26 protein-coding genes are annotated in these 23,637 nt (G+C 62.8%); 15 read left to right on the forward strand and 11 right to left on the reverse strand.

The window, feature by feature from the left end; translation table 11 throughout:
- Positions 1-3 precede the first annotated feature (3 nt).
- The 3 genes from ACH488_RS07505 to ACH488_RS07515 are packed head-to-tail and all read right to left on the reverse strand — an operon-like array spanning position 4 to position 2,718.
- Entirely contained in the window at positions 4-1,104 is a 1,101-nt protein-coding gene (locus tag ACH488_RS07505) for a hypothetical protein (RefSeq protein ID WP_397323243.1), read from the reverse strand.
- Positions 1,097-2,452 (reverse strand): EsaB/YukD family protein, encoded by a 1,356-nt coding sequence (locus tag ACH488_RS07510; RefSeq protein ID WP_397323244.1) that lies wholly within the window; start codon positions 2,450-2,452, stop codon positions 1,097-1,099. Before ACH488_RS07510 ends, ACH488_RS07505 begins: the two co-directional genes overlap by 8 nt.
- On the reverse strand, positions 2,449-2,718 hold the full coding sequence (locus tag ACH488_RS07515) for a hypothetical protein (RefSeq protein ID WP_397323245.1): 270 nt from the start codon (positions 2,716-2,718) through the stop codon (positions 2,449-2,451). The genes ACH488_RS07510 and ACH488_RS07515 overlap by 4 nt, the downstream gene beginning before the upstream one ends.
- A gap of 258 nt (positions 2,719-2,976) precedes the next feature.
- On the opposite strand from ACH488_RS07515, the gene ACH488_RS07520 reads away from it, so the two are divergent.
- The 9 genes from ACH488_RS07520 (at position 2,977) to ACH488_RS07560 (ending at position 9,472) form a co-directional block, all read left to right on the forward strand.
- Entirely contained in the window at positions 2,977-3,315 is a 339-nt protein-coding gene (locus ACH488_RS07520; protein WP_397323246.1) for a hypothetical protein, read from the forward strand.
- Positions 3,316-3,320: 5 nt separating this feature from the next.
- Positions 3,321-3,620 carry a pore-forming ESAT-6 family protein gene (locus tag ACH488_RS07525; RefSeq protein ID WP_397323247.1) on the forward strand — a complete coding sequence of 100 codons (300 nt, stop codon included), beginning with the start codon at positions 3,321-3,323 and terminating at the stop codon, positions 3,618-3,620.
- A gap of 21 nt (positions 3,621-3,641) precedes the next feature.
- Complete coding sequence (locus ACH488_RS07530) at positions 3,642-4,013, forward strand: DUF6507 family protein (protein WP_397323248.1); 372 nt, start codon at positions 3,642-3,644, stop codon at positions 4,011-4,013.
- Between the two features lie 212 nt (positions 4,014-4,225).
- Positions 4,226-6,400, forward strand: coding sequence for a hypothetical protein (locus ACH488_RS07535; RefSeq protein ID WP_397323250.1), 2,175 nt, complete (start codon positions 4,226-4,228; stop codon positions 6,398-6,400).
- A gap of 22 nt (positions 6,401-6,422) precedes the next feature.
- Positions 6,423-7,061: a hypothetical protein gene (locus tag ACH488_RS07540; RefSeq protein ID WP_397323251.1), complete on the forward strand. Its 639-nt coding sequence runs from the start codon at positions 6,423-6,425 to the stop codon at positions 7,059-7,061.
- A 536-nt stretch (positions 7,062-7,597) separates the two neighbouring features.
- Positions 7,598-8,161: a hypothetical protein gene (locus ACH488_RS07545; protein WP_397323252.1), complete on the forward strand. Its 564-nt coding sequence runs from the start codon at positions 7,598-7,600 to the stop codon at positions 8,159-8,161.
- Positions 8,162-8,175: 14 nt separating this feature from the next.
- Positions 8,176-8,499, forward strand: a complete 324-nt coding sequence (locus ACH488_RS07550) for a hypothetical protein (RefSeq protein WP_397323253.1) — start codon at positions 8,176-8,178, stop codon at positions 8,497-8,499.
- A 347-nt stretch (positions 8,500-8,846) separates the two neighbouring features.
- On the forward strand, positions 8,847-9,152 hold the full coding sequence (locus ACH488_RS07555; RefSeq protein ID WP_397323254.1) for a hypothetical protein: 306 nt from the start codon (positions 8,847-8,849) through the stop codon (positions 9,150-9,152).
- Positions 9,153-9,208: 56 nt separating this feature from the next.
- Positions 9,209-9,472 carry a hypothetical protein gene (locus ACH488_RS07560; RefSeq protein WP_397323256.1) on the forward strand — a complete coding sequence of 88 codons (264 nt, stop codon included), beginning with the start codon at positions 9,209-9,211 and terminating at the stop codon, positions 9,470-9,472.
- Between the two features lie 39 nt (positions 9,473-9,511).
- Here the strand turns inward: ACH488_RS07560 and istB are convergent, their stop codons facing one another.
- Positions 9,512-10,300: an IS21-like element helper ATPase IstB gene (gene istB, locus ACH488_RS07565; RefSeq protein ID WP_397323258.1), complete on the reverse strand. Its 789-nt coding sequence runs from the start codon at positions 10,298-10,300 to the stop codon at positions 9,512-9,514.
- Positions 10,300-11,517, reverse strand: coding sequence for an IS21 family transposase (gene istA / locus ACH488_RS07570; protein ID WP_397323259.1), 1,218 nt, complete (start codon positions 11,515-11,517; stop codon positions 10,300-10,302). The genes istB and istA overlap by 1 nt, the downstream gene beginning before the upstream one ends.
- A gap of 197 nt (positions 11,518-11,714) precedes the next feature.
- Here istA and ACH488_RS07575 point away from each other — a divergent pair, with 197 nt between their 5' ends.
- Positions 11,715-12,020 (forward strand): hypothetical protein, encoded by a 306-nt coding sequence (locus ACH488_RS07575; RefSeq protein ID WP_397323261.1) that lies wholly within the window; start codon positions 11,715-11,717, stop codon positions 12,018-12,020.
- Between the two features lie 89 nt (positions 12,021-12,109).
- Here ACH488_RS07575 and ACH488_RS07580 read toward each other — a convergent pair whose 3' ends face one another.
- Together ACH488_RS07580 and ACH488_RS07585 are read right to left on the reverse strand one after the other, a co-directional pair.
- Positions 12,110-12,523 carry a hypothetical protein gene (locus ACH488_RS07580; protein WP_397323262.1) on the reverse strand — a complete coding sequence of 138 codons (414 nt, stop codon included), beginning with the start codon at positions 12,521-12,523 and terminating at the stop codon, positions 12,110-12,112.
- Complete coding sequence (locus ACH488_RS07585; protein ID WP_397323263.1) at positions 12,523-12,648, reverse strand: hypothetical protein; 126 nt, start codon at positions 12,646-12,648, stop codon at positions 12,523-12,525. Before ACH488_RS07585 ends, ACH488_RS07580 begins: the two co-directional genes overlap by 1 nt.
- 107 nt (positions 12,649-12,755) lie before the next feature.
- Between ACH488_RS07585 and ACH488_RS07590 the strand changes: the two genes are divergently transcribed.
- Positions 12,756-13,487 (forward strand): DUF72 domain-containing protein, encoded by a 732-nt coding sequence (locus ACH488_RS07590; RefSeq protein WP_397323264.1) that lies wholly within the window; start codon positions 12,756-12,758, stop codon positions 13,485-13,487.
- 24 nt (positions 13,488-13,511) lie between these two features.
- Here the strand turns inward: ACH488_RS07590 and ACH488_RS07595 are convergent, their stop codons facing one another.
- Positions 13,512-13,973: a GatB/YqeY domain-containing protein gene (locus ACH488_RS07595; protein ID WP_397323265.1), complete on the reverse strand. Its 462-nt coding sequence runs from the start codon at positions 13,971-13,973 to the stop codon at positions 13,512-13,514.
- A gap of 34 nt (positions 13,974-14,007) precedes the next feature.
- A complete protein-coding gene (locus ACH488_RS07600; protein WP_397323266.1) occupies positions 14,008-15,315 on the reverse strand; it encodes an NAD(P)/FAD-dependent oxidoreductase in 1,308 nt (435 codons plus the stop codon).
- 149 nt (positions 15,316-15,464) lie between these two features.
- Between ACH488_RS07600 and ACH488_RS07605 the strand changes: the two genes are divergently transcribed.
- Complete coding sequence (locus tag ACH488_RS07605) at positions 15,465-16,241, forward strand: histidine phosphatase family protein (RefSeq protein WP_397323267.1); 777 nt, start codon at positions 15,465-15,467, stop codon at positions 16,239-16,241.
- Positions 16,219-17,142: an NAD(P)H-hydrate dehydratase gene (locus ACH488_RS07610; RefSeq protein WP_397323268.1), complete on the forward strand. Its 924-nt coding sequence runs from the start codon at positions 16,219-16,221 to the stop codon at positions 17,140-17,142. Before ACH488_RS07605 ends, ACH488_RS07610 begins: the two co-directional genes overlap by 23 nt.
- Here the strand turns inward: ACH488_RS07610 and ACH488_RS07615 are convergent.
- Both ACH488_RS07615 and ACH488_RS07620 read right to left on the reverse strand, forming a co-directional pair.
- The gene (locus ACH488_RS07615) at positions 17,139-18,833 is read right to left on the reverse strand and encodes a RecQ family ATP-dependent DNA helicase (protein ID WP_397323269.1); all 1,695 of its coding nucleotides are present in this window, start codon (positions 18,831-18,833) and stop codon (positions 17,139-17,141) included. The two genes, ACH488_RS07610 and ACH488_RS07615, sit on opposite strands and share 4 nt — an antisense overlap.
- A 107-nt stretch (positions 18,834-18,940) precedes the next feature.
- Positions 18,941-20,947, reverse strand: a complete 2,007-nt coding sequence (locus ACH488_RS07620; RefSeq protein WP_397323270.1) for an ALF repeat-containing protein — start codon at positions 20,945-20,947, stop codon at positions 18,941-18,943.
- A gap of 241 nt (positions 20,948-21,188) precedes the next feature.
- On the opposite strand from ACH488_RS07620, the gene ACH488_RS07625 reads away from it, so the two are divergent.
- Positions 21,189-22,082, forward strand: coding sequence for a glucose 1-dehydrogenase (locus ACH488_RS07625; protein ID WP_397323272.1), 894 nt, complete (start codon positions 21,189-21,191; stop codon positions 22,080-22,082).
- A gap of 79 nt (positions 22,083-22,161) precedes the next feature.
- Positions 22,162-23,421 carry a cation:proton antiporter gene (locus tag ACH488_RS07630; protein WP_397323273.1) on the forward strand — a complete coding sequence of 420 codons (1,260 nt, stop codon included), beginning with the start codon at positions 22,162-22,164 and terminating at the stop codon, positions 23,419-23,421.
- Positions 23,422-23,637 lie beyond the last annotated feature (216 nt).

A 23,637-nucleotide genomic window follows, 5' to 3' on the forward strand; every position in this document is an offset into this window, starting at 1 on the left:
GGGTCACGCCCCGTTCGCGGCCATGAGTGCCCTGCCGGCGAGTTCGGTGGCCGCGATCCTGGTGCGCGCTCCGAGCCTGCCAAGCTGCAGATTCCCTGCCATGGCGAGGTGCCGGTCAAAGGGCAGCACACCATCGGCAAACGCACCGCCGCGGCCTTGGCGCGAATGCACCGTGACGGGCACCTGATGGACTTCAGGATAGGAGCGCAGCAGGTCCTCCCTTAGCTCCTGCAGCCTTGACGGGTCCGCGTCCACCGGCGAAACGAACACCACTGCGTGCGCGCTGTCCAGCAGGGCCGCGGCGTGCCGTGAGAAAGGTGAGGCGCCGCCGTCGACGATCGTGACGGCCATGAATCGCGAGAGGGTGGCCGAGACGTCGGTCCATTCCTGCAGGCCAATCGGTGCATCCGCCATGGCTGGCACGTCCCCGCGCCCCACCGCGAACACCCTGCTTACACTGCTGCCGGCGGCAGCAACGGCATCCGGCAATGTCCTGACGGGTTGGGCCGTGTACTGCCGCATCAAGTCAGACAGCAGGGCCGTTTCCTCCACACCGAGGTACTTCAAGAGGCGGCCGTGGAGGTCCGTGGTATCCACAGCCATGACCGGTTCCTGGCGGATGCTTCCCAGGAGCTTGGCGAGCAACGCCGTCACGGTGGACGTGGCCGCTCCCCCGGCCGTTCCCAGGACAACCACCCGGCGCCCGGTGGTGATGGGAGCTTCCACCGCTGAACTGGCCCGGATCAACCGCTCGGACAAAGATCCGGAGGTCACGGCATCCGTCACCTCGAAACGAACCCGTTCCCACCAGGTATCGCCGCCTTTCCGGGGCACCTTCGCCGGGCTGGCTGGTGCGGAAGGAGCAACGCCCGACGGCGGCAGCGAACCGGGCGCTGCGAGCGGCGGCAATGATGGGGCTGCTTTCGCCGCGGCTGCTTGCGGCGGCGAAACCGGGGCGGCGGTTGAGGGGCCGGGTACGTCGTCTACCGCAAGCCGGTTCGCAGGAGAGCCGGCCATACCCGGAAAGCCGCCCGCCGTCGTCGTGCGTGTTCTTTTGCCGCCCGGTTTCTGGAACGGGAAGCCGGTGCGTGGTTGTTCAGCCAAAGGTATGTCCCAACTGTGTGTAGGCGCCTGAGAGGCCCAGGACCAGCGGCACGGCGGCGAGCATGCAGATCAGTTCAAGGCGCGACGCGACAACGCGAAGACTGGCGGCAGTCTGTTCGCGGACCGTGAGCATCGAGGCAAGCAACACGAGCAGGGCTACCGCCGCTGCAGCGGCCAGCACGAAGGGCTGCTTGGCAGCTACCGCCAGAACATACGCGGCGCCCCAGCAACCTCCTGCGGCCGCGATATAAACACCGGCACGCTGCGCAAACAGCGGTAGCGCCAGGCCGCGGAACGTCAAAGCCCCGAGCAGCGACACCGAGAGGAGAACGGCCCACACGGGCCTGTCCCGCGCCGTCGCCACAACCAGCGCGGCAGTTCCTGCGACGACCGCCGCCGTCAGGGTCCAGCCGGTCAGTGTGGCATGGGCGGCGTGGATGGCATCGAGGGTGGTGTTCCGGGTGATTCGCTTGCCTTGGCGCTGGTCGTCGTCCAGGGCGCCGAGTCCCGTGAGCACCGTTGCAAGCCGGGGCGCAATGCCCAGCGCGAAGATTGCCAGGATCCCCACGATCCCGGCGGAAAGGGGTTGGTCCCTTGTCACGAGGCCCAGGACGGCCCACAAACCACCCAGGACAAGAAGCAATCCCGCGCTGGAGAGCAGCGAAACATATTTTCCCGTGGCCAACGCCCCTGTTGCCAGGGCAAGGACCAAGGCCGCGGCGAAGAGCAACGAACCGGTTGCGAACGGGACCACGATTGAGCTTGTGGCGGCCGCAGCGGCCAGACCGGCCGTCAGCAGGGACACGCCTCCAGGGGTGGAGTGGGTCCGCCCAAGCACAGCGCCTGCCACCATGAGTGCGGCGGCAATGGCGATCCCGGTCAGGGCTGCAGTGCTGTTGCCGATGGAACGAAGCAGTAGTACAAACGAACTGGCCGCCGCAGCCAAGAGCACGGCGGAGACCGCCGACAAGCCCACGGTCCTCAGCCGCCCCTTCCACAACGCCTGCATGCGTTCCAGCGAGTCGGCGGCAAACGAAGGAACGTCGTACACGTCGGGGGCGGCCGGTACGTCACGCTCATCGCGAAGGTAGAGCACCGAGCCGTCCTGGATTCCAGCCTCGCGAAGAGAGCCGGAGCTTTCCAGCGTGGAGCCGAGGCTGGTTGTGAGGACCGAGGTGGTCACCACCTGCAGGCTTCCGGGCGATTGCTGGCTTTCAGCATCCCTGGGGTCCGCCATCATGGTGATGATCTGCGGCAGCAGGGTTGCTATGGGTTCATCCGACGGAAGTCTCAGGTCCAAGTGACGGTGCGCGGCCATCACCGTCACCCTGCTGAGGGCGGTGCTCATACAGTCCCTTCGGTCATGGTCACGGCTGTAGCTGAGGACGCCGGGGGCTGTTTGGTTGCTTGCTCGCTGAGGAGGTGCTGGACGAAGCTGAAACCGACGCAAACGGCCGCGATCAGCGCGGCAATCAGGAGCGACTGCATCAGCCTGGCGGTGGCGGACTTGTAAGTGCGTTCCTGCGGATTCTGCCCGAACAACAGCGCGTCATCGAGCCTGTGCTTACGCACGCGCGCCGACTCCAGCAGACGGGAATCGTAGTCTTCAGCCAAGTGCACTCCCCCATTCGGGCATCGTCGCGGCCACCGCTCAGCTGCGGTGCCACAGCCCTTAAACCTATCCCGCCATTGATCCGCCAGCGCAAGTCAACAAACCCCGGGCTGTGGAAATCCAGCCGTATGACTATTAAGTCATCATGTTTATGGATGATGTTTACTTCATCGACTGGACATAAACAACGCTTGTCACCATGCTGGTTAAGGTCGTCCGCTGGTTCAGCGGAACAGAACTGTCTTCAATTGGGGGACCTCATGGCTATTTTCGATATGGGTGCGCAGACACTCGCCACCCTGGGTAAGCAAACGGATGCTTCGCACCAGGACCTGGGTGCGTTGGTGCGCCGGTTCGTGGACGCCGTGACCCCGTTGGAAGGAAAGTTCAGCGGCGCGGGCAAGGCCGCATTCGACTCCTTCAAGAACCGCTCCGACCTGGTCGCCTCAGAGTTGAACACCGCACTCGGTGCGATCGTGCAAGGCCAGTCCGGGATGAACACCGCCTTCACCCAAGGCGACCAGGCCGCCTCCGACACGGCCCGCCGCTCAGAGGGGTCCGCGAACTTCGACGCCGCACGCTTCCAGGGAAGGGCCTAGCCATCATGAGCCGCATTGCATATGACACGAACGTCTCCGCCCAGGTCCAGTCCGACTTCCAAGCCTTGGCTGCGCAATTGGAGAACCTCATCACCGCCCGGCAGCAGGACGTGAACCACGCCATGGCCGACTTCCGCGCCGACGGCGTCGACGCCGAATACCAAGCAGTCGAGAACCGGTGGACCTCCGCCGCCTCCGAAGTCCGGTCCATCGTCGCACTGGTCCGCTCCACCCTCGCCCAAACCGACGACACCGCCACCACAGCTGCGACCGCCGCACGGAACGCCGTGCAAGGCATCGGCTAACCCTGGTCCCCTGTTTCTGGGATGGCTGTCTGGAACATCGACACGGCCGGCACCGCCTCAACACTGAAGGCAGCCGCCTCCCACGTCGAAGCTTCGCAACCCTCGCTGGAGGGGATGGGCAAAGCACTCGAGCAGGCCGCTGCGTCGATCCCAGGTGACGCTGCAGTGGTCCTCAATGCACTCAACGACGTAGTGGTCCTCGGGCTTACACCGTCCGCCGGAGAAGTGGCCGGCCGGTCCGAGACCATCCTTACGTCCACCGCCAAGGCCCTGGCCTTCTACCAGCAAGGGGACCTGGCCATGGCCAGCGCTGCACAACGCAACGCCGCCTTGGCCGAGACCACCGCACCCGCTCCCGTGCACGGCGGTCCAGCGCAGGCGTTGAAGGAGTAGGACAGATGGCTCTAACCCCTGAAGTGTGCGTCCAGACAGGCTCCTCCGGGCTGGACCCTTCCGGAGGCTTTCGTCTCCCGGATGTTGATTCGCTCGACACCGCGTCCGAGTCACTGCGTCAGCACGCAGAGGACTACCTTGTCAGTTTCACCAACACCACGGCAGCGTGGCGGGGACTCTCGGCCCATTACATCGCCGATGAATCCGCCACTGTGCTGTCGGCTTTTGACCACCTGACTCCGACCGCGCAGCGGGTACAAAGCACTGCAAGGTCTACAGCCGCGGCACTCGAGACCTTCTCCGGTGTCTGCAGGGATTTGAAGCTGCGTTTGGAGGCCTATGGCCGGGCCGTACACGCCCTGGACGCTGACATCGACGCGTTCCCAACGTCGGTTGAGAAAACGACCATCACCCAGGGTGGTCAGCAAATTACCACTCACGAGCAGCGACACTGGACTGGTGACTCAGACCTCACGGCGCGACGAAATCGGTTGTCTTCAGACGTTGAGGCCATCCGCTCCGAGTACTTCGCCGCCCAGAACACTTGCGCAGCGTCCTTGGCTGAAGTCTCGGGCGGACAGGTTCACCGGGTGGACCTCCCCGAGGAGTCCGACCTTCGGTCCGGAAGCGTGGTGGATGAAATCCTCTACGACGCCGGTTCGTTTTTTGGAATCCAGCATGACGAGCAACGTCCCTGGGGTAATAAAACCGTCGTGTACCGGCCTCACGATGTCCTGGGACTGATGCAGGGCATCGGTGCAGGCGCAGTCGAACTGGTCGACGGCGTCTGGTCGTTCAATCCATGGACCAACGAAGACAAACGTGATGCTACCTATGGCGGCATGAATGCCATGGCGGGGGCGGCGGGGACCCTGATCGCCTCGCTCTGGCACTTGGACGATAAGGAATACCAAAAGCGCGAGGGTCAAAAGATCCGGGAAGCACAAGACCTTTTTGGTTCCCTTCCTTCCGCGTTCATCCATCTCAAGGATGGTGAAACCAACGTCGGTTGGGCCATCGGCGGTGCCACTTTCAACATCGGCAGCACGGTTATCGGCGTCGGGGCCGGCGCAGCGGTGAAGGGCGGAACTTTGGCCAGCAAGGCAGGGCTCGCCGCCGAGCACCTGAGCATCGCGACGATGGACAGTGCACGTTTAGCGGCCTTTTCTGCCAGGCTGAGTGCCACGTCCAGTGTGCTCCTCAAGACCGGCCAATTCCTCGACAAGCCCGGCTCCCTGGCTCTGAAAGTCTCCGACATTCTTGCCCCCAACACCACGGCGAAGGTCCAGGGAGCGCTTACCAAGGCCAGCGTGGGTAGCTGGAACCTTGTCACCAAGGCGCAGGACGGATTGGTCTCTGGGGTGAAGAACACGACCGCCAACAGCCTGTCTGGCGCTGCCCACGGTCTCCGGAGAATGGACGAGGCCTTCTCCCGAGCGATGATTCCCAATCCCGACGGCGTCCTGATGCGCACCGGCGGCCACACCGCAATGGCCGACAGGCTGGACAGCATCGCGGGTTCAATCAAGGAGAACCACCAGCCCGCGTTCACCCCGCCAAGGACATCCGGGACCCACGCACCCGCAAGTACATTCACCTCCACCATGGAGACGAAGTTCCCCAAACCAGAGCACATCACCAACGCCGTGACTCTGCGGCACGGCGATATCGAATTCCCGATCCACCGCAAGGAAAACTTCGCCGCTCGCACCAACCTCAAGCCCAACACCGAGTACGTCATTGAAAACCGGCGTCTGATGAAGGACAACACCGGCGAAGTCAACACCGCAACCATCGAGAAGTACTACACCGACGAAACCGGCAAAGTGACCAGGGTGGACACCTACGCAGGCGTGAAACGCGCGTGGTCACCGGAACTGATGAAGCCGATGCCGAACGTGACCTACAACGTGGTTGCCGAAGTCGACGGCGGCTTACGAAACACCTTCACACTCGTCATGGATCAACACGCCCATCTTGCATCGGCAAAGGGCCACATCGTCTCCACGCTCGCCGGGAACTCCAACCGCAACGGCTACCAGCAACTCAAGGCCGGGCGGCTGGGTGGCCCAGGCTACGACGGCGGCCACGCGAGCCCCTCCGCCCTCGGCTTCATCGGCGAAAAGGCGGGCGTGTTTCCACAACACATGTGGCATAACCGCGGGGTCGGCGTTCCCATCGACCAGGTCCGGTTCGGAAAGATCGAAGCTGACATCATCAAACAAGTGAAGCAGCGCCTAGCAGCTGGCAAAACGGTAGATTTGGACTGGGAAATGCGAATGACTCCAAGTCCAACGTTGGGTCTACCATCTCGATTGACGCTTGATCATCGCTTCGATGGTGGTCCGCTAAAGACGCAACGATTCAACAATCTTCCGAGGGACTAGTGACAACGTGAGAAGCAGTGTGGTGGTTGATACCCCCTTTGTTGCCGAAGGCTTAGAGCGTTTAAAAGCTGAGGCTTTCCGAGAAGGCGGCCCTGGCGATAAGGCCCAGGAACTCGTGAGCACCTCGGTGATCCAGCAGAGTATGTCGCGGAGGTGCGAAGACGTTCGGCGCGGCTCACAATGGGGTTTCTTGGACTTCTCCAACCGTTTCTCCACAGAGACGATTGATGACTGGCTACTTGAAGTCCGGTCGCGTTGCTACTCCCCGGGCGTCGGCACATGGGTGAGCTATAGGGTCTTTCTCTATCCGGACGCCCCTGGTCGTCTTGAAGTCTTTGACGAAGAGATACTCACGGATGGACTCTTTGCTGCGTCGGGATGGAATGATCCATCGGACGCTGACACGCTGAGATCAGAGCTATTAGCATTCCCAAGGACGGTAGACAACATCCCTGAGTGGATGTGGACCGTATTCAGGGCGGAAGGTGTCACCCCGCCGATTTACAACCCCGAACTCAAGACCGTGGACTACGACAACAAGCGACGCCCCGTCACTGACCGCGGCACCGATTTCTCCGTCGAACCCACCGTCATTGATCCGTCTTTGGAATCCGGCGTCTTGTCACGGATCGGCAAGAAACTGTTCGGCAGCCGTTCCTGAGGGCGAAACCCGGCACATACGAACTCTGCACGTGTCGGCATCCTAGGCGGATGCGAGTCCACTTGGACTAAGGGTCAGTGCAGGCAAAGTGACCAGGGAGGACACCTACGCGGGCGTGAATCGCCTGCAACGTCGTCGCCGAAGTCATTGGCGAGAAAGCCGGGCTGCTTCCCCCAACATGAGCGGCATAAACGGATTAAAGGCACACCCATTGAAGTCAACGAGGCCGACAACTTTCATAAGGTCGAAATGGATGTCATTGGTGTCGTGAGGCGCGACTTGAAAGCTGGCAAGCCTGTAGATCTGGCATGGTAGATGAGGCTGGCATCTGGAGATCGCGCTACACCCGATTCGCTGGATTTGGCCTACACGTTCGGAGACGAGCTTCCTGCGCGAGGGGAATTTAATAATCTCTCCGAACCGACAGATAGGCTGACACAGTGAGTGCCCTCGAACTAAATGAAGACCCCTTCGTGCTTGCCGGCTTGGAGAAACTAGCCAAGGAAGCTTTCAATCCCACAGGATTTGCACACGGCATGGATGAGGTCGTTCACGTCCTTGTAGCCATGGCATCCGGGTCATTTGGGTACGGGCACAAACTCTCCGGCGACAAAGTGATCTACAAGGGACGAACCTTCGAGGACGACTTTTCGCGTGACGCTTTAGACAAATGGCTGAAGGAAGTCAGGGTGCTCGCATATAGTCCCGGACGAGGAACTTGGACCTCAGCAGAGGTGCATGTACTGCCCGACCGGCCTGGGTACATTCGTGTTTCCGACGAAGAGCAACTACCACGGATGAGCGACGGGAGTTGGTTCCCGGGCGGTAAGCCGGCCAACGCAACCGCGTGGGCTCAGCAACTCCTCGCCTACCCCCGAACCGTAGACAACATTCCGGCGTGGATGTGGGACATTTTCCGCGCGGAGGGCGTGACTCCCCCGATCTATAACCCGGAATTCAAGTCCGTTGACTGGAAAAGCCAGCGCCGCCCCGTCACTGACCGCGGCACCGACTTCTCCGTCGAACCAACAATCATCGATCCCTCCCTGGAGCCCGGTGTCTTGTCACGGATCAGCAAGAGACTGTTCGGTTCCCGCTAGACACATACGCGGGCGTGAAACGTCTGCAACGTCGCTCCCGAGGTCATCGGCGAGAAAGCCGGGCTGTTCACCAAACACAAGCGCAAAACCGCGGCAAGGGCACACCCACAAAAGTCGATGAGAGCAACAACTCCCACAAAGCCGAGATGGATGTCATTGATAGAGTGAAGTCGGACTTGCGCGCCGGCGACCTAGTCGTCCTTCAATGGACTATCGACCTATCACCTGGAAAAGCGCAGGTCGACCAAGCGATGTTCGCCTCCGGTAAGCGTTTGGTGATGAAGGCTGGCCAGGTTGTCTTCAACAACCTGGCCAGGAGGGAAGGCCTACAAACTTGACGACTTACGATCTCGAATCACGGCCCATTATCATCGAAGGCCTGAGGGCGCTTCATCAAGAGGCGTTCGGACCATCCGGCTTCGCTTCAGGGATTGACGAGGTGGTCGACATCGTCATCAAGCGGCCAGCGTCTACATATCGACGAGGCCACATGAAGGCGGGCCAAACACGGATCAGGCGTGAACAGAACGCCGAATATTCGGAGAGTTCCATGGACCCGTGGCTCGACGAATGCCGAAACGCAGCCTACGTACCCGGGCACGGTACATGGACGACAGCACAGGTACACGTATTGGCCAAAGGGCAGAGCTACGTCAATTTTTTCGACGAGGAAGTTCTAGACCGAATGCCAAATGGAAATTGGTACCCAGGTGCCCACCCTTCCGGAGCGCAGACCTGGGCACAGCAACTCCTCGCCTACCCCCGAACTGTGGACAACATCCCTTCGTGGATGTGGGACATCTTCCGCGCAGAGGGCGTGACTCCCCCGATCTACAACCCGGAATTCAAATCCGTGGATTGGAAAAACCGGCGACGCCCTGTAATAGAACGCGGCACGGACTTCTCCGTCGAACCAACAGTCATTGATCCCTCCCTGGAGCCCGGTGTCTTGTCACGGATCGGCAAGAAGCTCTTCGGCAGCCGCTCCTGAAGGCGAGACCCGACGCATAGAAAAAATAATCTTCAGAAAGCTGGGTAACTGCAGAAGTGACGGATTCAGGACTGCAAGAGAATTCCTACGTCAACGCGGGCCTTGAGAGGCTGCGTGACCAAGCATTCGGTGAGTCAGGTTTTGCTCATGGCGTCGACGAGCTCTACTACGTGCTGATACATCGGGGCTCGAACACTATCGGATTTAGGTATGCGGTCGTAAACGGCCAAACTCGAACGCGGGGTATGACCGAGCCGGACGCGGAATTCACCTATGAGGCCTACGATGAATGGCTGGTGTCAGCGCTGGTCGAAAAGTGAGCCATTTCGTGGGTTGAAAACTGATCCACGTTGACGTGGTTATTCTGCCGTATTTTCCGGTCTTGTCGAGGGCAGCGAGTCCGTTTGTGTGTGTTTGAGCCGGTAGCTGGAGCCTTTGAGCGTGATGACTTCGGCGTGGTGAACGATCCTGTCGATCATTGCTGAGGCCACGACTTGGTCTCCGAACACATCACCCCATCGGGCGAAGGGCAGGTTCGAGGTCAGGATCAGGGAAGCGTGTTCGTAGCGTGAGGAAACGAGCTGGAAGAACAGGTTCGCGGCGTCTTGCTCGAACGGGATGTAGCCTACCTCGTCCACGATGATCAGCCCGTAGCGACGCAGCCTGACCAACTCCTGCGGCAACCGCCCGTTCTGGTGCGCGGTTTGGAGCCGGGCGACCCAGTCGATAGCGGTAGCGAACAAGACCCGGTGACCCAGTTGCGCGGCGCGCAGTCCGAGCCCGGTCGCGAGGTGGGTTTTCCCGGTGCCGGGCGGGCCGAGCAGGACGATGTTGGATGCCTCGGTCAGGAACGCCCCAGTCGCCAGGTGGGCGATCGTGTCCCGTTTGAGGCCTGGCTGGTGGTCGAAGCTGAAGTCCTCCAACGATTTACGGGCCGGGAACCCCGCGGCCCTGGTACGGGCTTCGGCTCCGGAGGCTTCGCGGGCGGCGACTTCCCGGGAAAGGACCGCGGCGAGGTATTCCTCATGGGTCCAGCCGGCCTCTCGTGCCTGCTCGGCGAGACGGGTGGCCGCTTCCCTGATCCGAGGTGCTTTCATGGCCCGGGAGTAATACTCGATCTGGCCGACGGTTTCCTTGGTCCCGGACATTATGCGACCTGCCCGTCATCAATGACGATCCCGAACGCGCGATCATAGTCAGCCAAGTCCCGCAGCCCTGCAGCGTCCGCAGCGGGGGCGGGGTTTTGGAAGGCTTTCCGCAGGGTCCGGGCAGCCTCGACGTGGTCCGGGTCGGTGATCGTCAAGCCCGTGCCCCAAGACCGGGCATGATCGCCGACGCTTCTGCCGTCCAGGCTGATGCGGACCGTGTCCAGGTCTGCGGTGATCTCGACGAACCTGCCGATGGCCTGCGGGTGGACGGAGTAGTCATTCGATCCCACCCGGACGTAGTAATCCCGTGGAAGCCTGATCCTCGCAGCGAACCCTGTCACGGGCGGAACCGGAGGCAGGGCCAACATCCCCGCCTTGTCCAGGGGAAGCAGGTCCGTGGGCCGGGCCCCGGTCCGTCGGACCAGCCGGGCGTTGGCTCTGGGCAGCCACTGGCCGAGCTGGGTGTTGAAATCCTCAGGGGATGCGAAGGACCGCCCAGGCAGGAAGGAGGTTTCGAAAAACCCGTTGGCCCGTTCCACCACACCCTTGGACTCCGGGTCGTAGGGCTTGACCTGCACGATCTTCGTCGCGAGGACCCCGGCGAAAGCTGACACCCCGGCCGCGAAACTGTTCCGGCGACCGATGCCGGTTTCGTTATCCCAGACCAGCCGCCGCGGAACAGCGCCCAAACCACCAAGGAGCTCCCACATGCCAGCGAGCAGATCCCCGGTCATGCGCGACGGAATCATCCGCGCCATGATGAACCGCGAATGCGAGGACACCATCACCAACACCGGCAGGATCCGCGGCTTCCCGGACCCGACCGGGATCCGCACCTCCGGGAACCACAGATCGCACTGGGCCTGCTCGCCCGGTTCGTAACTGATCCGATCCGCGGGATCCGGCGGTGCGTACTCCGGCCGGATCCGGGCCACGTTTTCCCTGAACCAAGCCGGAGAACCGGTCCACCCCACCCGCTCAGCCACTACCGTGGCCGGCATCCGCGGATTCTCTTTCAGCAACGCCCGGATAGCCGGCTCGACGGCTTTGATCCCAGAATCCTGCGGCGCGCGCACATACACCGGCGGCCCCTCGGCACCGACAGCCTTCGCAACCGTGTTTCTTGAGATACCCAGCCGCGCTGCTATCGACCTCATCGACTCACCCTCGGCAAGATGCAACCGCCGAATAAGCGCCCAATCCTCCACAGTGATCACCCACCCAATCGTTTGGAACGAATGGCTCAGTTTTCAACCGTCACAATGGCTCACTTTTCGACCGTCACCGACAGCTGGACGAGTATCGGAAAACAGCCTATGAGCCGGGCCTCGGTACCTGGACTACAGCGGAAGTTCGTATTTTTCCGCATAAGCCAGGCATTCTCCATGTCTCAGACGACGAGCACCTCAGACGAATGAGTGATGGAAGCTGGCATCCGGGAGCGGAGCCAGCGGACGCGTCCACGTGGGCCCAACAACTCCTCACCTACCCTCGCACCGTCGACAACATACCGGCCTGGATGTGGGACATTTTCCGGAAAGAAGGCGTGACTCCCCCGATCTACAACCCGGAATTCAAATCCGTGGATTGGAAAAACCGGCGACGCCCCGTCACTGACCGCGGCACCGACTTCTCCGTCGAACCAACAATCATCGACCCGTCCCTGGAACCCGGCATCGTGTCACGGATCGGCAAGAAACTCTTCGGCACCCGGTCCTGAGGGGTGAAGCCCCGCTCAAGTAAGCAACACGCGGCCACCTGGGTGCAGCAGGGAGTGCAAGTTTGCGCGAGCCGAGTATGGGGTCGCATCTAGCTGGCCGTGGCCATCTTGTGCAGGAACCACACGGGAAGCTCCATGCGTTCGGCTTCCGCCAAGTAGTCCCCGGCTTCGGGCTGCTTCACCCACGCGGGTTCCCGGTAAATAAAATCCGTTTCGTAGTGACCCGGTTTCGCCGGGTTGAGCTCGGCTTTGCATTCGAACCACGTGCTGCCGCCGGGACCACACGTCAATTGCCGGACTTCCGATAGCTGGTCCATCAACTGCGCGGGAACGTCGTTGGTGTAGCGCCCACCGTCCACCTCAAAAACGAAGAGGCCTTCCCGGTGGGTACCGATCTCCCTGAACTCCAACCACGCGGCAGACCACTGAGGCCGCAGCATGGGGAAGAGCTCCGCGAGCACTTCACCCACCTGGCCCACGGCCGCAATGGAGTTTTTACTCACTACTGCGGAACCCCCAGGTTGAGCCACTGCCACGACTTTCGGAGCGTGCTGCCTGAAGCACCAGGGGAGAAAATGGCCACCAGCGGACCAAGCACTTGCGTCAAGAGTGGGAAGAGTGGATCCATGCCGCCACTCTTCGTCAACGCTGAAATGCCCAGAGTTACGAGAAACAGAACCAAACGGGCAGAGCCGAGCTGTGGATAAACCACGAAGAGCCACTACCATCCAAACCATGGCCATCCACATCGGCACTTCCGGCTGGAGCTACGACCATTGGACCAACGTGCTCTACCCGCCGGGGCTGCCCACAGCCAAGCGGCTGCAAGCCTATGTGGAGCGGTTCAGCACAGTCGAGCTGAACGCCAGCTTCTACCGTTGGCCAAGGGACACCACGTTTGCAGGTTGGCGCGACCGGCTTCCACCCGGCTTCGCCATGTCCGTGAAGGCACCCCGGGGTCTCACCCACGGCAAGAAGCTCTACGCTCCGGAGGTCTGGCTGGAACGGATCGCACGGTGCTGGCACGAGTTGGGTGACAAACGGGCGGTCCTGCTCGCCCAGCTCCCGCCGGACTTCGCCCGCGACGACGCCCGGCTCGACTACTTCCTCACAGCCGTTCCCCACTGGATCCGGGTGTCCGTGGAATTCAGGCATGAGTCCTGGGACCATCCTGACGTTTATGCGATCCTGGAGCGCCATCAGGCCGCCTACTGCATCATGAGCGGCGCAAACCTGCCGTGCATCCTGAAGGCCACGGCGCCGTTCGTGTACATCCGCCTGCACTTACCGGACCATCAGCACCTCTATGGCGGCTCCTATTCGGATGACGACATGCGCTGGTGGGCAGACCGGATCCGTGAGTGGGCCGGCACCGGCAGGGATGTGTTCGCGTACTTCAATAACGACGGCGGTGGGAACGCCGTGCGGAATGCTGACACGCTGCGGGGACTGCTTGGCGCCGGTTGACGCGAAGCAGCCCCGCGCACGTAATTAGGACAGCCGGGAACGCACGATTTCGCTGACGGTCTTGCCGTCGAAACGACCCGCGACCTTGGCTGTCACGGGCTTCATCACAGCCCCGAGGGACCGCATGGAAAGTTCCTGTCCGTCCGCTTTCAGTGCCGCGATCTCCCCGTCAACAATCGCCTCGACTTCGTCGCGCGTGAGCGGCTTGGGAAGGTAGGCCTCGATGATCTCGGCCTCGGCGACTTCGGCAGCAGCACGGTCATTCTCTCCGGCTTCGGTGTAGATTTTGGCCGTGTCGCGGCGCTTGGCGGCTTCCTTCTGAAGCAGTGCCGTCACCTGCGTATCGTCCAGGTCCACTGGGGTCTTACCGGACTTCTCACGCGTGGTGATCTCGCCCAGCACATTGCGGACAGTGGTCAGCGCGGTCTTGTTGCCGGCTTTCATGTGTTCAACGACGTCTGCTTTGAGACGATCCTTCAGTGACATGGTGCTCCTCGCTAGGGGTTCTCCCCCCAGCCTATTACCCGGTGGACCCCGACCCTTCCGGACCAGAGGCCCCGGACGGACCAGAAGCATCAGGTTCCTTGTCCACCGGCCCACTGACCACCACCTGCGCGGGACTGTGAAGGACATACCCGTTGAGCCAGGAGAACAGTGCTCGGGCCTTCTGCTGCAGGCCGGACAACAGCGCCAGGTGCACCAGCAACCAGGACAGGAAGGCGAAGGTGCCCTGCAACTGGAGACGCTTACGGCCAAGCTCGGCCACCGCTGCGCCGCGTCCCACCATTGCCATGTAGCCCTTGTCTACGTAATGGAAAGGCTTGCGGGTGCCACCGTTCAGGTCCTCAAGCACGTTTCCTGCTGCCCACTTGCCCGCTTGTTGGGCCACCGAACCCAGTTGGGGCAGCTTGTTCCCGGCAGCGTCGGTGATGTTGGCGGCGTCGCCGAGCACATACACCCCGTCAACGTCCGGTGCAGTCAGGTCCGGACGGACGTCAATCCGGCCGCCCCTCCCTTGCGCCAGCCCCGAGCCGGAGATGAGATCGCCGGCCTTCAAACCGCCGGCCCACACCACGATCTGAGCGGGAATGAAGGTGCCGTCGGCCAGCGAGACGCCATCTGCCCGGACCTCCGTCACACCGACACCCATGTGCAGTTGAACGCCCACCTTCCCAAGATGGTCGGCTGCGTAGTCCTGTGATTTCTTCGAGAATGCGTTCAGGACCACCGGAACCATGTCCACGAGGTGCACCCGGCAGCGGGCTGCCAGTTCGGGCGAGAAATACTTGCGGACCACGTACTTGACGTTCTCGGCCATCGCCCCGGCTGTTTCCACGCCGGTGGGCCCTCCGCCCACAACCACCACGTCCACCATGCCCTCGGAGCCACGGTCGGCCTTGTCCAGGAGGCGGGTGAGCCCTGTGCCTAGTTTCGTGGCGTCGGTGACGGAGTAGAGCGGGTAGGCGTACTGCTCGGCTCCGGGGGTGTTGAAGAAATTGGGAACAGCGCCAACGGCGAGAACCAGGATCCGGGCTTCGAAGGTCCGGCCGTCCTCGATGGTCACGGTTTTCCCGGCGGTATCTACGGACGCGACTTTGGCTGTCAGGACCTTGACGCTCTTGTAGCGACGGAACACGGAGCGCAACGGACGCGCAATGGCCGAGACGCCGATCTGCGAGGTGGCCACTTGGTAAAGCAAAGGCTGGAACTGATGGTAGTTGTTTGAGTCGATCAGCAGGACCCTTACGCCCTTGCGCCCCAGCTCCTTGGCTGCTGCAACGCCAGCAAATCCGCCACCAACCACAATGACTTGGTATGTGTCGTCCATTCCAGCAACTTACTTCACCACGCGCGGCGGCAACAGGCCTTGACGCCCGACGGCGGCAGGTCGCCGTCGGGCGTTTGACTCCAGCACCAGTGGGTACTGGGCGAATAGGTTTCTGCTTTCGGCCAAGCAAACAGACGGGGTGGTGCCGGATGAACGACGACGGACTGACAGATGCGGTGCAGGAAGCGGGTGCCGTGGAGCTGCTGCTGATCAGGCACGGCGAGAGCGAGGGCAACGTGGCTGCCACCGAGGCCCGCGAAGCCGGCCGGGAGGTCATCGATGTCCCCGCTCGCGACGCGGATGTGAACCTCTCGGGCACCGGGCAGGAGCAGGCAAAGGCACTCGGGACGGCGTTGGCAAAAATACCGGAAGATTCCCGGCCGGACGCAGTGGTGTCCTCACCCTATGCAAGGGCCAGGCAAACCGCGGGCATAGCTTGCGAGGCGGCGGGCTGGCAAGCAAGCGTCCTCACTGACGAGCGGCTTCGGGATCGCGAATTGGGCATCCTGGACCGGCTAACAAGCCGTGGCGTCCAGGCGCGGTTCCCCGAGGAAGCGGAGCGCAGGCTGTGGTTGGGGAAGCTGTACTACCGGCCGCCAGGGGGCGAGTCGTGGGCTGATGTAGCGCTGAGGCTGCGTTCCGTGCTCGCCGAACTCAACACCCTGAACAGTGGACGCCGCGTCATGCTGGTGTGCCACGACGCCGTGATCCTGCTGGTTCGCTACGTGTTGGAAGGGATGTCCGAGGAGGAGATCCTGGACCTGGCGTCAACCACCTCGGTGCTGAACGCCTCCATCACAAGGTATGTCCGGCCTTCAGGCGCCGGCCCGTGGACCTTGGAGAGCTTCAACGTGGCGGACCACCTCACGGAGCAGGGAGTCACCGTAACCGAGCATGCCGGGGATGCCAGTGTCCATCCACAGTGAAACTCCCATACCCGTCACACCGTCACTGCTGCGTGACTGGCCGCTGCCGGCGCCAGGCGAAGACAAGTATTCGCGTGGCGCGGTGCTGGTGATAGGTGGTTCGCGCTCGACGCCGGGGGCTGCTTTGCTCGCGGGGATCGCTGCCCTACGGGCCGGTGCCGGCAAATTGACCTTGGCGGTTCCCGAATCTGTGGCCGTCCAGCTGGGGGTTGCTTTGCCGGAGTGCGGGGCGGTGGGTCTGCCGGAAAATGGCGAGGGCTCCATGACAGGCGGAGGACTTGACCGAATTTCCTCGTACCTGGACCGATCGGATGCCATCCTGGTCGGGCCCGGCCTGGACAACCTAGGGCTGACGGAGCAACTGCTGGCCGCCCTCCTTGCCCGGGAGGAATCAGCCGGTGCGGAGCGCACCGGCAGCGGCCCCGCCGTCGTACTGGACGCTTACGCGCTGGCCTCGGTAACCAAGCTCGAGGACCGACTGGATCCGTGGCGCGGCAGGCTGATCCTCACTCCCAATCCCACGGAGGCAGGAATCCTGCTTGGCCGCGACACCAAAGACCTGCAGGAGGACGTAGCCGACGTGGCGCGGAGGTTCGACGCGGTGGTCAGCTGCCAGGGTTTCATTGCAGCTCCCCCAGGCGTCAAACAGGACGACTCCGAACTATGGAAGATCACCACGGGATATGGCGGCCTGGGTACCTCCGGCAGCGGCGATGTGCTGGCCGGAGCAATTGCCGGCCTTCGCGCGCGGGGAACCAGCCATGCCCAGGCAGCCTGCTGGGGAACCCACCTTCATGCAGCTGCCGCGGACCGCTTGGCAAGCAAGCTTGGTCCTCTCGGATACCTCGCACGCGAACTCGCCGACCAACTCCCTGCATTGATGCTCGAATTGAATACCTAGGCCGGTTTCAGGAGTTCATTCTCCACAACAGCCGAGCGGGAAAGGGTCTTATAACCCTCGCGTTCGAACAGCACGGTGATGACGTCATCCTCATACCGCATGACAAGCCCTGGACCCCACTCCTTGTGGACCACCGGGGACTGCAACGGGAAGGGACCATCAGAAGGTGACCCACCGCCGTCGTGCGCTCCTGAATCGGCGAGCGGCGCTTCGGCGCGCCGGGCCGCCTCCGAGCAAGCATCGCAATTCCCACACGGTTCCGGGAGTTCCTCGCCGAAGTACCCCAGGAGGAACTGCCTGCGGCACCCATCGGTCTCCGCATACCCGCGCATCATGGTGAGGCGGGATTCGTCGACGCGCTGCCTTGCCTCAGCGAGCTCAACAGCGTGATTCACCAATGCGGGAAGCTTGGCCTTCGAAACAAGCCTGACACCGCGCCTCCCCACCCGCACTGCCTTGGATTCCTCCAGCTGGTTCACCAGCGCCGTGACACGGCGCGCCTTCAAACCGGTTAACTCGGCGATGGCCGTCTTAGGCGCAGCCTCGCCGGCGTGCTTCACCACCTTCAGAACGGCCAGCAGTGCTTCCTCATCCGGCGCATGGGTGCCGAAGAACTTCCGCAGCCCAAGATCCTCGGCACGATAGTGCAGCACGGCTTTCGCTGGCCCACCGTCCCGGCCGCTGCGGCCAATCTCCTGGTAGTAGGCGTCCAGCGATTCGGGAATGTCCGCGTGCACCACAAACCGCACTTTGGGCTTGTCGATGCCCATTCCGAAGGCCGTCGTTGCGACGACAACATCCAGTTCATCCGCCAGGAATTGCTCGTGGATGCGTTCGCGGTCGGCAGCTGAGCGGCCAGCGTGGTAGGCCTCGGCACTCACGCCGGCCTCCGCCAACTTTGCGGCGTACTTCTCAGTGTCCTTGCGCCTGGCCGCATAGAGCAGTCCCTTCTCACCCGCCCCCGCCAGCCTGGCAACCTGCTCCAGGAGAGCCGACCGCTTGGCTTTGTCGTCCTGGTGACGGACGACGTCCAGGCTGATGTTCGGCCGGTCGAAGCCTCGTACCAGGACCAAGGGGTCCCGCATGTTGAGCCGATGCAGGATCTCGTCCCGAACCGGTGGCGATGCCGTGGCTGTAAGTGCTGCCACGGGAGGGTTCCCCAGCCGCTCCCGGACGCTGCCGAGTTCCAGGTAATCGGGCCGGAAATCATGGCCCCAGGACGATACGCAATGGGCTTCATCCACCACGAACACCGAGAGGTCCAGCTTGCCAAGCCTGTCCACGGTGCCCGGCTTGGCCAGTTGTTCGGGGGCCAGGAAGAGGAAAACCGCCCGCCCGGATTCAACTGCGTCCCACGCGGCCTCGACGTCAGAGTCACTACGGGACGAATTGATGGCCACTGCAGCACCATCACCCAGCTGCTCAATCAGCCCTTCCCGCTGGTCCTCTTGCAGCGCAATGAGGGGAGAAACCACGACGGCGGGACGTGCGGTCTTGTTCTTGCCCTTGCGTTGGTGGAGGTACCACGCCGCCACTTGGTACGTGGCTGACTTGCCGTAGCCGGTGGGCATGACGGCCAGGACATCACGACCGTCGGTGAGCGCGCCCATGGCATCGAGTTGTCCGTCCCGGAGTTCGGGAAGGCTGAACGCCGAGGCGGCGGCGTCGATCAGATATGAGTAGTCCGGCATTGAAGCAGCTCCGCACAGTTGTGACTGTGGCCGCTTGCTTCAGCCGAGAATCCACCCTATCCCCACCATGCTCACGATCGGGAATTGGGCTTGTCCGAACAGCGGGGCTACGCCTTCTTTGCCGGAACTTTGGCGGCCGGCGCCTTCCTGCGAAGCAGCGCAGTGATGGCTGCCGCTGCGGCGAGGACCAAACCGACGATCAGTCCCATGGTCCATCCACCCAAAGCAGTAGAGCTGGCGGACTGCGCGGCTTGCTCTGCAGAGGGAACTCCGGCAAGCGCCGATTCTTCCGAGGCTGCCTGCGGTGACGGGACGGTGATGGTGGGCAGGGGGTTCGCCGAGTCATCCACCGGCGGCTGTGCACCCGGCTCGCCGAGCGGAACTGCGGAGGAACCCAGCTGGGGCCACGGCATGACGATCGGGGCGGATCCACGCGACGCGTCGAAGAACGGCGCATTCGCAGACGTGCCGGCCGACTGGCGCGCCGCTTCCGCGGCCCGGGCGGCTTCTGCTGCCTTCGCCGCTTCAGCCGCGGCACCGGCGTCGAGCCTTGCCTTGTTGGCGAGGGCCGTCAGCTCCGCAACCATGGAGTCGATGCGCCCAATGTGCGCGGCAGTAGCCGCATCACGATTGGCGGCGGTGGATTGTCCCGCAGTTGCGAAGACCTGCTGATCTTCCCGGCTGCCGCTCAAGGCAACATCCGCGGCAGTGCGCTCTTCCGGGCCACCGTTCGCGATGCTCTTGTACGCGAAAATGGAGTTGTCCAGCTCCGCAGCTTGAGCCCATCCGTACTCCAGGAAGTAGCGGACATCCGGGTGGCTGCCCGTTTCCAGCGCCACCTTCGCAGCCTTTTGGACGGTGGGACCCCCGGTGCCGATGGCGTGGTAGATGCGCTGGCGGTCGGACTCGAACTCCGAGCCGCCGGCCGCCCTGGCGTCATCCAGCCCGGCAGCAATGAACGCCTTGACGGCTTGGTCACCGCCCACCAAGGCATCCGTGGCCGCCTTCTGTACCGTCGGAGTTTCAACCAGGGAGACGTACAACGTCGCTTGACGGGCCTTGGCGATGTTCTGGTCCAGGTCCGCTCCGGCCAGCGCCTTCAACAGCCCAGGGAGCTCTTTCGCAGCATTGGCAAACGCCTCACGCGCCGGTTTTTGCCGGGCGAGGACAACGCCTTCCAGTGCCGCCCTCTCCCCAGCCTGGGAGACGAGAACTGTCCTGTCCGCTCCCAGCCTCGTCTGGTCTTCGGTCCTCGCTGCGGCAGCGATGGTTTTGGCCTGCCCGACGGCGGCTTCCGCCCTGTCAGCCACAGCTGCGGTTCCAGTTGGGTTGCCTGCAACGTCGGCCTTGACCTGCTCCAGAACCTTCGTGACTGAGGCTGCCTCAGCATCGCGGCCGGCGGCCACATGCTGGCCGTAGCGCAGGAAATCCGCCAGCGCAGCCGGCTCATAGGTATCGAGGGCCGCCTGCGCTCCGAGGGTGACGCTGGGCGAAGAGGAATCCGTCAACCAAGTGACTTCCACGCGGTCGTTGGTGGCCGCGACCTTCTTCCAGCCGTTGAGCACGAATTCCTCCACAGCGTCCTCGGACGTATCCAGGCTGGTGGAGGCAGCCTTCTGCACGCTCGCCACTCCGTAGTGGAGGAAGTTGGTGGCCGCTATCCGCAAGTCAACCTGCCAGGCGCGCTCCCACCCTGTGGCCAGGAAAGCGTCAATCTTTGCGGGATCGCCCGTGGCAAGCATCTTCGAGGCGGACGAACGCACGTGCTCCGTGCCGCTCTGCGACAATTCGGTCACCAGTTGCTTCCGGTCAGTTGCCAGCGGCCCGTCCTGTCCTCCGTCGATGAAGGCCTGCACGGCACCGGCGCCACCCGTCAGCGCCACGCCTGCAGCCTTGCGCGTGGCCGGCCCGCCGCTGGTCCAGAGTTCCAGGACATCGGCCGCATCAGCAGCCCGGCCAATGTAGGGCAACGGTTCTTGCGAGGCATCCGGCACGTCAAAGACAGGAGCGTCGTAAGCCTGTGCGGGAGCTGCGAAGAGGAGCGACGCGCCAACTCCGGCGGCAAGAATGGCAGCAGAAACGCGGCGCCGGGTACGGCGGAGTACAGAGCTCAAGAGTCCCCCAACAAAGATGCGAAGACAGGGTCCGAAGGTTTCCGTAGGCGACGCTGGAAGCGAGGGATGCCTACCGGTACAACCACCTGTCCGCGGCTATCTTATCCGACTGCAGGCACCGCCCAGACCACGCCTCACTTGCGACTCCAAACCATCATGCCTAGGCTAAAACAGTAAGCTTACTTACTAATAAGCATGCGAAACCGCCAGTGTTCCACGCCTACTCCCCAGGAGGATCACCATGACCGATCAGTACACGTTCCGAAACCCGGTCACTGCCTACGAGCACATTTCCCCGCCCAAGCAGCACCAGCCAGAGCCGGGCCTGGATGCGGAACTGACCCCGAAAGCGGACCTTGGCGAGGACACGTACCGCGGAACCGGGCGCTTGGAGGGCCGCAGGGCCATCGTCACGGGAGCAGACTCAGGCATCGGTGCAGCAACTGCCATCGCGTTCGCCCGTGAGGGTGCCGACATCGTCCTTTCCTACCTGCCCCAGGAAGAAGAAGACGCCGACCGCATTGCCCGCATCATCGAAGCCGCAGGCCGCAAGGCCGTCAAGGTTCCCGGCGACCTCAAAGACGCCGAAGCCTGCCGCAACGTTGTGGACACCGCAGTGGATTCCCTGGGCGGGATCGACATCTTGGTCAACAACGCCGGCAAGCAAGTGGCCCAGGAAGAACTGGAACAAATCACCGACGAGCAGTTCGACCACACCATCAAGACCAACGTCTACGCCATGTTCTGGCTGACCAAGGCAGCCCTCCCCCACCTGCCCGAGGGTTCCACCATCATCAACACCACGTCCATCCAGGCCTACAACCCCTCGCCAACGCTGGTGGATTACGCCACCACCAAGGCCAGCATCAACAACTTCACGAAGGGCCTGGCCCAGCAGCTCGCACCGAAGGGAATCCGGGTGAACGCCGTAGCTCCTGGTCCCATTTGGACCCCGCTCCAGGTCAGCAGCGGCCAGCCGAAGGAAGCCTTGCCGGAGTTCGGTAAGGACACTCCCCTGGGCAGGGCCGGGCAGCCGGCCGAACTCGCGCCGGCCTACGTGTTCCTTGCCTCGCCGGAATCCAGCTACGTGGTTGGCGAAACGCTGAATGTGAACGGCGGCAGCCCCACGCCATAGCAAGACGTACGACGACGGGACTCACCACCAGCGGTGAGTCCCGTCGTCGTACGGAGTCCTTTAAGGCGCCCGGGTTTTTATGGCGTCCTCGCGAGCCGTGGCTGTAGCTTTGGATTACTCTTCCTTCAATGCGGTGGAGGTACCGCTGATGCAAGGCTTATCAACGTCACTGGTGGTCATTGCCTTGCTCGCTGTCGCCGCACCACTGGCCGTCCGTTCACTGGACCGGGTGGTGAAGGTTCCGCTGGTGGTGTTCGAGATAGTGCTGGGCATCCTTCTGGGTCCCAGCGTGCTCGGCTGGGTCCAATCTGTTCAATTCACTGACACGCTGGCCGATTTTGGGCTGGCCATGCTGTTCTTCGTCGCAGGCAACGAAATCGACTTTGCCCTGATCCGTGGCCGGCCGGCGTCGCGCGCCGGACTCGGCTGGCTGATCTCCTTGGCCGCAGGCATAGGGGCCGGCCTGCTGCTGGGACCGAGCGTGGAAGCAGCAGTGATTATCGGCGTCGCACTCTGCTCAACCGCGCTTGGCACGCTGCTGCCGATCCTTCGGGACGCAGGCCAGTCCCGCACGCCCGTTGGCATCGCGGTGACCGCCCTCGGAGCAATCGGGGAATTTGGTCCGCTGGTGGCAATTTCACTCTTCCTCAGCGGCAAGCAACTGGGGCCGGCCACTGGCGTGCTGCTCGGTTTCGTGGTCCTCACCGGCTTGGCCGTCTTCCTCGCATCCCGCTCAAGGCACCGGTTCCTGCACGCCCAAGTGACCCGGACCCTGCACACCAGCAGTCAATTCGCCGTGCGCTCCATCATGTTCATCCTGACCGTACTGGTGGTCCTGAGCATGACCCTGGGACTGGACATGCTGCTGGGTGCGTTCGCGGCAGGCATCCTCTGGAAGGTGGTCATCGCCCGCGCGCCGGAGCAGGACCGCCTAGTCATCGAAGCCAAAGTCGACGCCATCGCCTTCGGATTCCTGGTACCGATCTTCTTCATTGACACCGGCATCGATTTCGATCTTGGCGCCCTGACTGCCAGCCCGCTGACTCTTGCCCTGGTTCCCCTTCTCCTCTTGCTTCTCCTTGTCATCCGCGGCCTGCCGTCCATGCTCGCCGCACCCAAGGGCTCCTCGTTTGCAGAGAAACGGGCTGTTGCCCTGTTCGGCGCAACCGGATTGCCCATCATCGTGGCCGTGACCGGGATCGGGCAGGATACGGGGATCATCCCCAACGGCATAGCTTCGGCTTTGGTGGGCGCCGGGATGCTTTCAGTGCTGCTGTTTCCGATGCTGGCCCTGAGGCAACGTGGGCGGAAGGCCGCGCGGATCCAGGAACCGGCGTGAGGCCTTCGCGGGCGCACCCACCGCCCACGCACCACCAAGGCCCGCCCAGCGCACCCGCTCCCGCCTTGCGCGCCCGCGAGAAACGTGGCGCAGGGCGTCAGTGGGTGCGACATATTCATGATTGCCGCCACTCCCCTCCGGACTTGCGACCCATGACCACTCTTGACTGAAATTTCAGTCAGGATCTATAGTGGATACACCGCATCAACGTGATGT

The sequence above is a fragment of the Paenarthrobacter sp. NPDC018779 genome (assembly GCF_044391085.1).
Lineage (GTDB): Bacteria > Actinomycetota > Actinomycetes > Actinomycetales > Micrococcaceae > Arthrobacter.

What these genes read in the sequence shown, in the direction of transcription:
- ACH488_RS07555 (WP_397323254.1), top strand. Translation starts at nt 8,847, where the DNA reads ATGCCAAATGGAAATTGGTACCCAGGTGCCCACCCTTCCGGAGCGCAG.
- ACH488_RS07600 (WP_397323266.1), bottom strand. Translation starts at nt 15,315, where the DNA reads ATGGACGACACATACCAAGTCATTGTGGTTGGTGGCGGATTTGCTGGC.
- ACH488_RS07545 (WP_397323252.1), top strand. Translation starts at nt 7,598, where the DNA reads ATGGATGAGGTCGTTCACGTCCTTGTAGCCATGGCATCCGGGTCATTT.
- ACH488_RS07630 (WP_397323273.1), top strand. Translation starts at nt 22,162, where the DNA reads ATGGCGTCCTCGCGAGCCGTGGCTGTAGCTTTGGATTACTCTTCCTTC.
- ACH488_RS07610 (WP_397323268.1), top strand. Translation starts at nt 16,219, where the DNA reads ATGCCAGTGTCCATCCACAGTGAAACTCCCATACCCGTCACACCGTCA.
- ACH488_RS07510 (WP_397323244.1), bottom strand. Translation starts at nt 2,452, where the DNA reads ATGAGCACCGCCCTCAGCAGGGTGACGGTGATGGCCGCGCACCGTCAC.
- ACH488_RS07575 (WP_397323261.1), top strand. Translation starts at nt 11,715, where the DNA reads ATGAGTGATGGAAGCTGGCATCCGGGAGCGGAGCCAGCGGACGCGTCC.
- ACH488_RS07625 (WP_397323272.1), top strand. Translation starts at nt 21,189, where the DNA reads ATGACCGATCAGTACACGTTCCGAAACCCGGTCACTGCCTACGAGCAC.
- ACH488_RS07615 (WP_397323269.1), bottom strand. Translation starts at nt 18,833, where the DNA reads ATGCCGGACTACTCATATCTGATCGACGCCGCCGCCTCGGCGTTCAGC.
- ACH488_RS07585 (WP_397323263.1), bottom strand. Translation starts at nt 12,648, where the DNA reads ATGGATCCACTCTTCCCACTCTTGACGCAAGTGCTTGGTCCGCTGGTG.
- ACH488_RS07590 (WP_397323264.1), top strand. Translation starts at nt 12,756, where the DNA reads ATGGCCATCCACATCGGCACTTCCGGCTGGAGCTACGACCATTGGACC.
- ACH488_RS07525 (WP_397323247.1), top strand. Translation starts at nt 3,321, where the DNA reads ATGAGCCGCATTGCATATGACACGAACGTCTCCGCCCAGGTCCAGTCC.
- ACH488_RS07605 (WP_397323267.1), top strand. Translation starts at nt 15,465, where the DNA reads ATGAACGACGACGGACTGACAGATGCGGTGCAGGAAGCGGGTGCCGTG.
- ACH488_RS07595 (WP_397323265.1), bottom strand. Translation starts at nt 13,973, where the DNA reads ATGTCACTGAAGGATCGTCTCAAAGCAGACGTCGTTGAACACATGAAA.
- ACH488_RS07520 (WP_397323246.1), top strand. Translation starts at nt 2,977, where the DNA reads ATGGCTATTTTCGATATGGGTGCGCAGACACTCGCCACCCTGGGTAAG.
- istB (WP_397323258.1), bottom strand. Translation starts at nt 10,300, where the DNA reads ATGTCCGGGACCAAGGAAACCGTCGGCCAGATCGAGTATTACTCCCGG.
- ACH488_RS07530 (WP_397323248.1), top strand. Translation starts at nt 3,642, where the DNA reads ATGGCTGTCTGGAACATCGACACGGCCGGCACCGCCTCAACACTGAAG.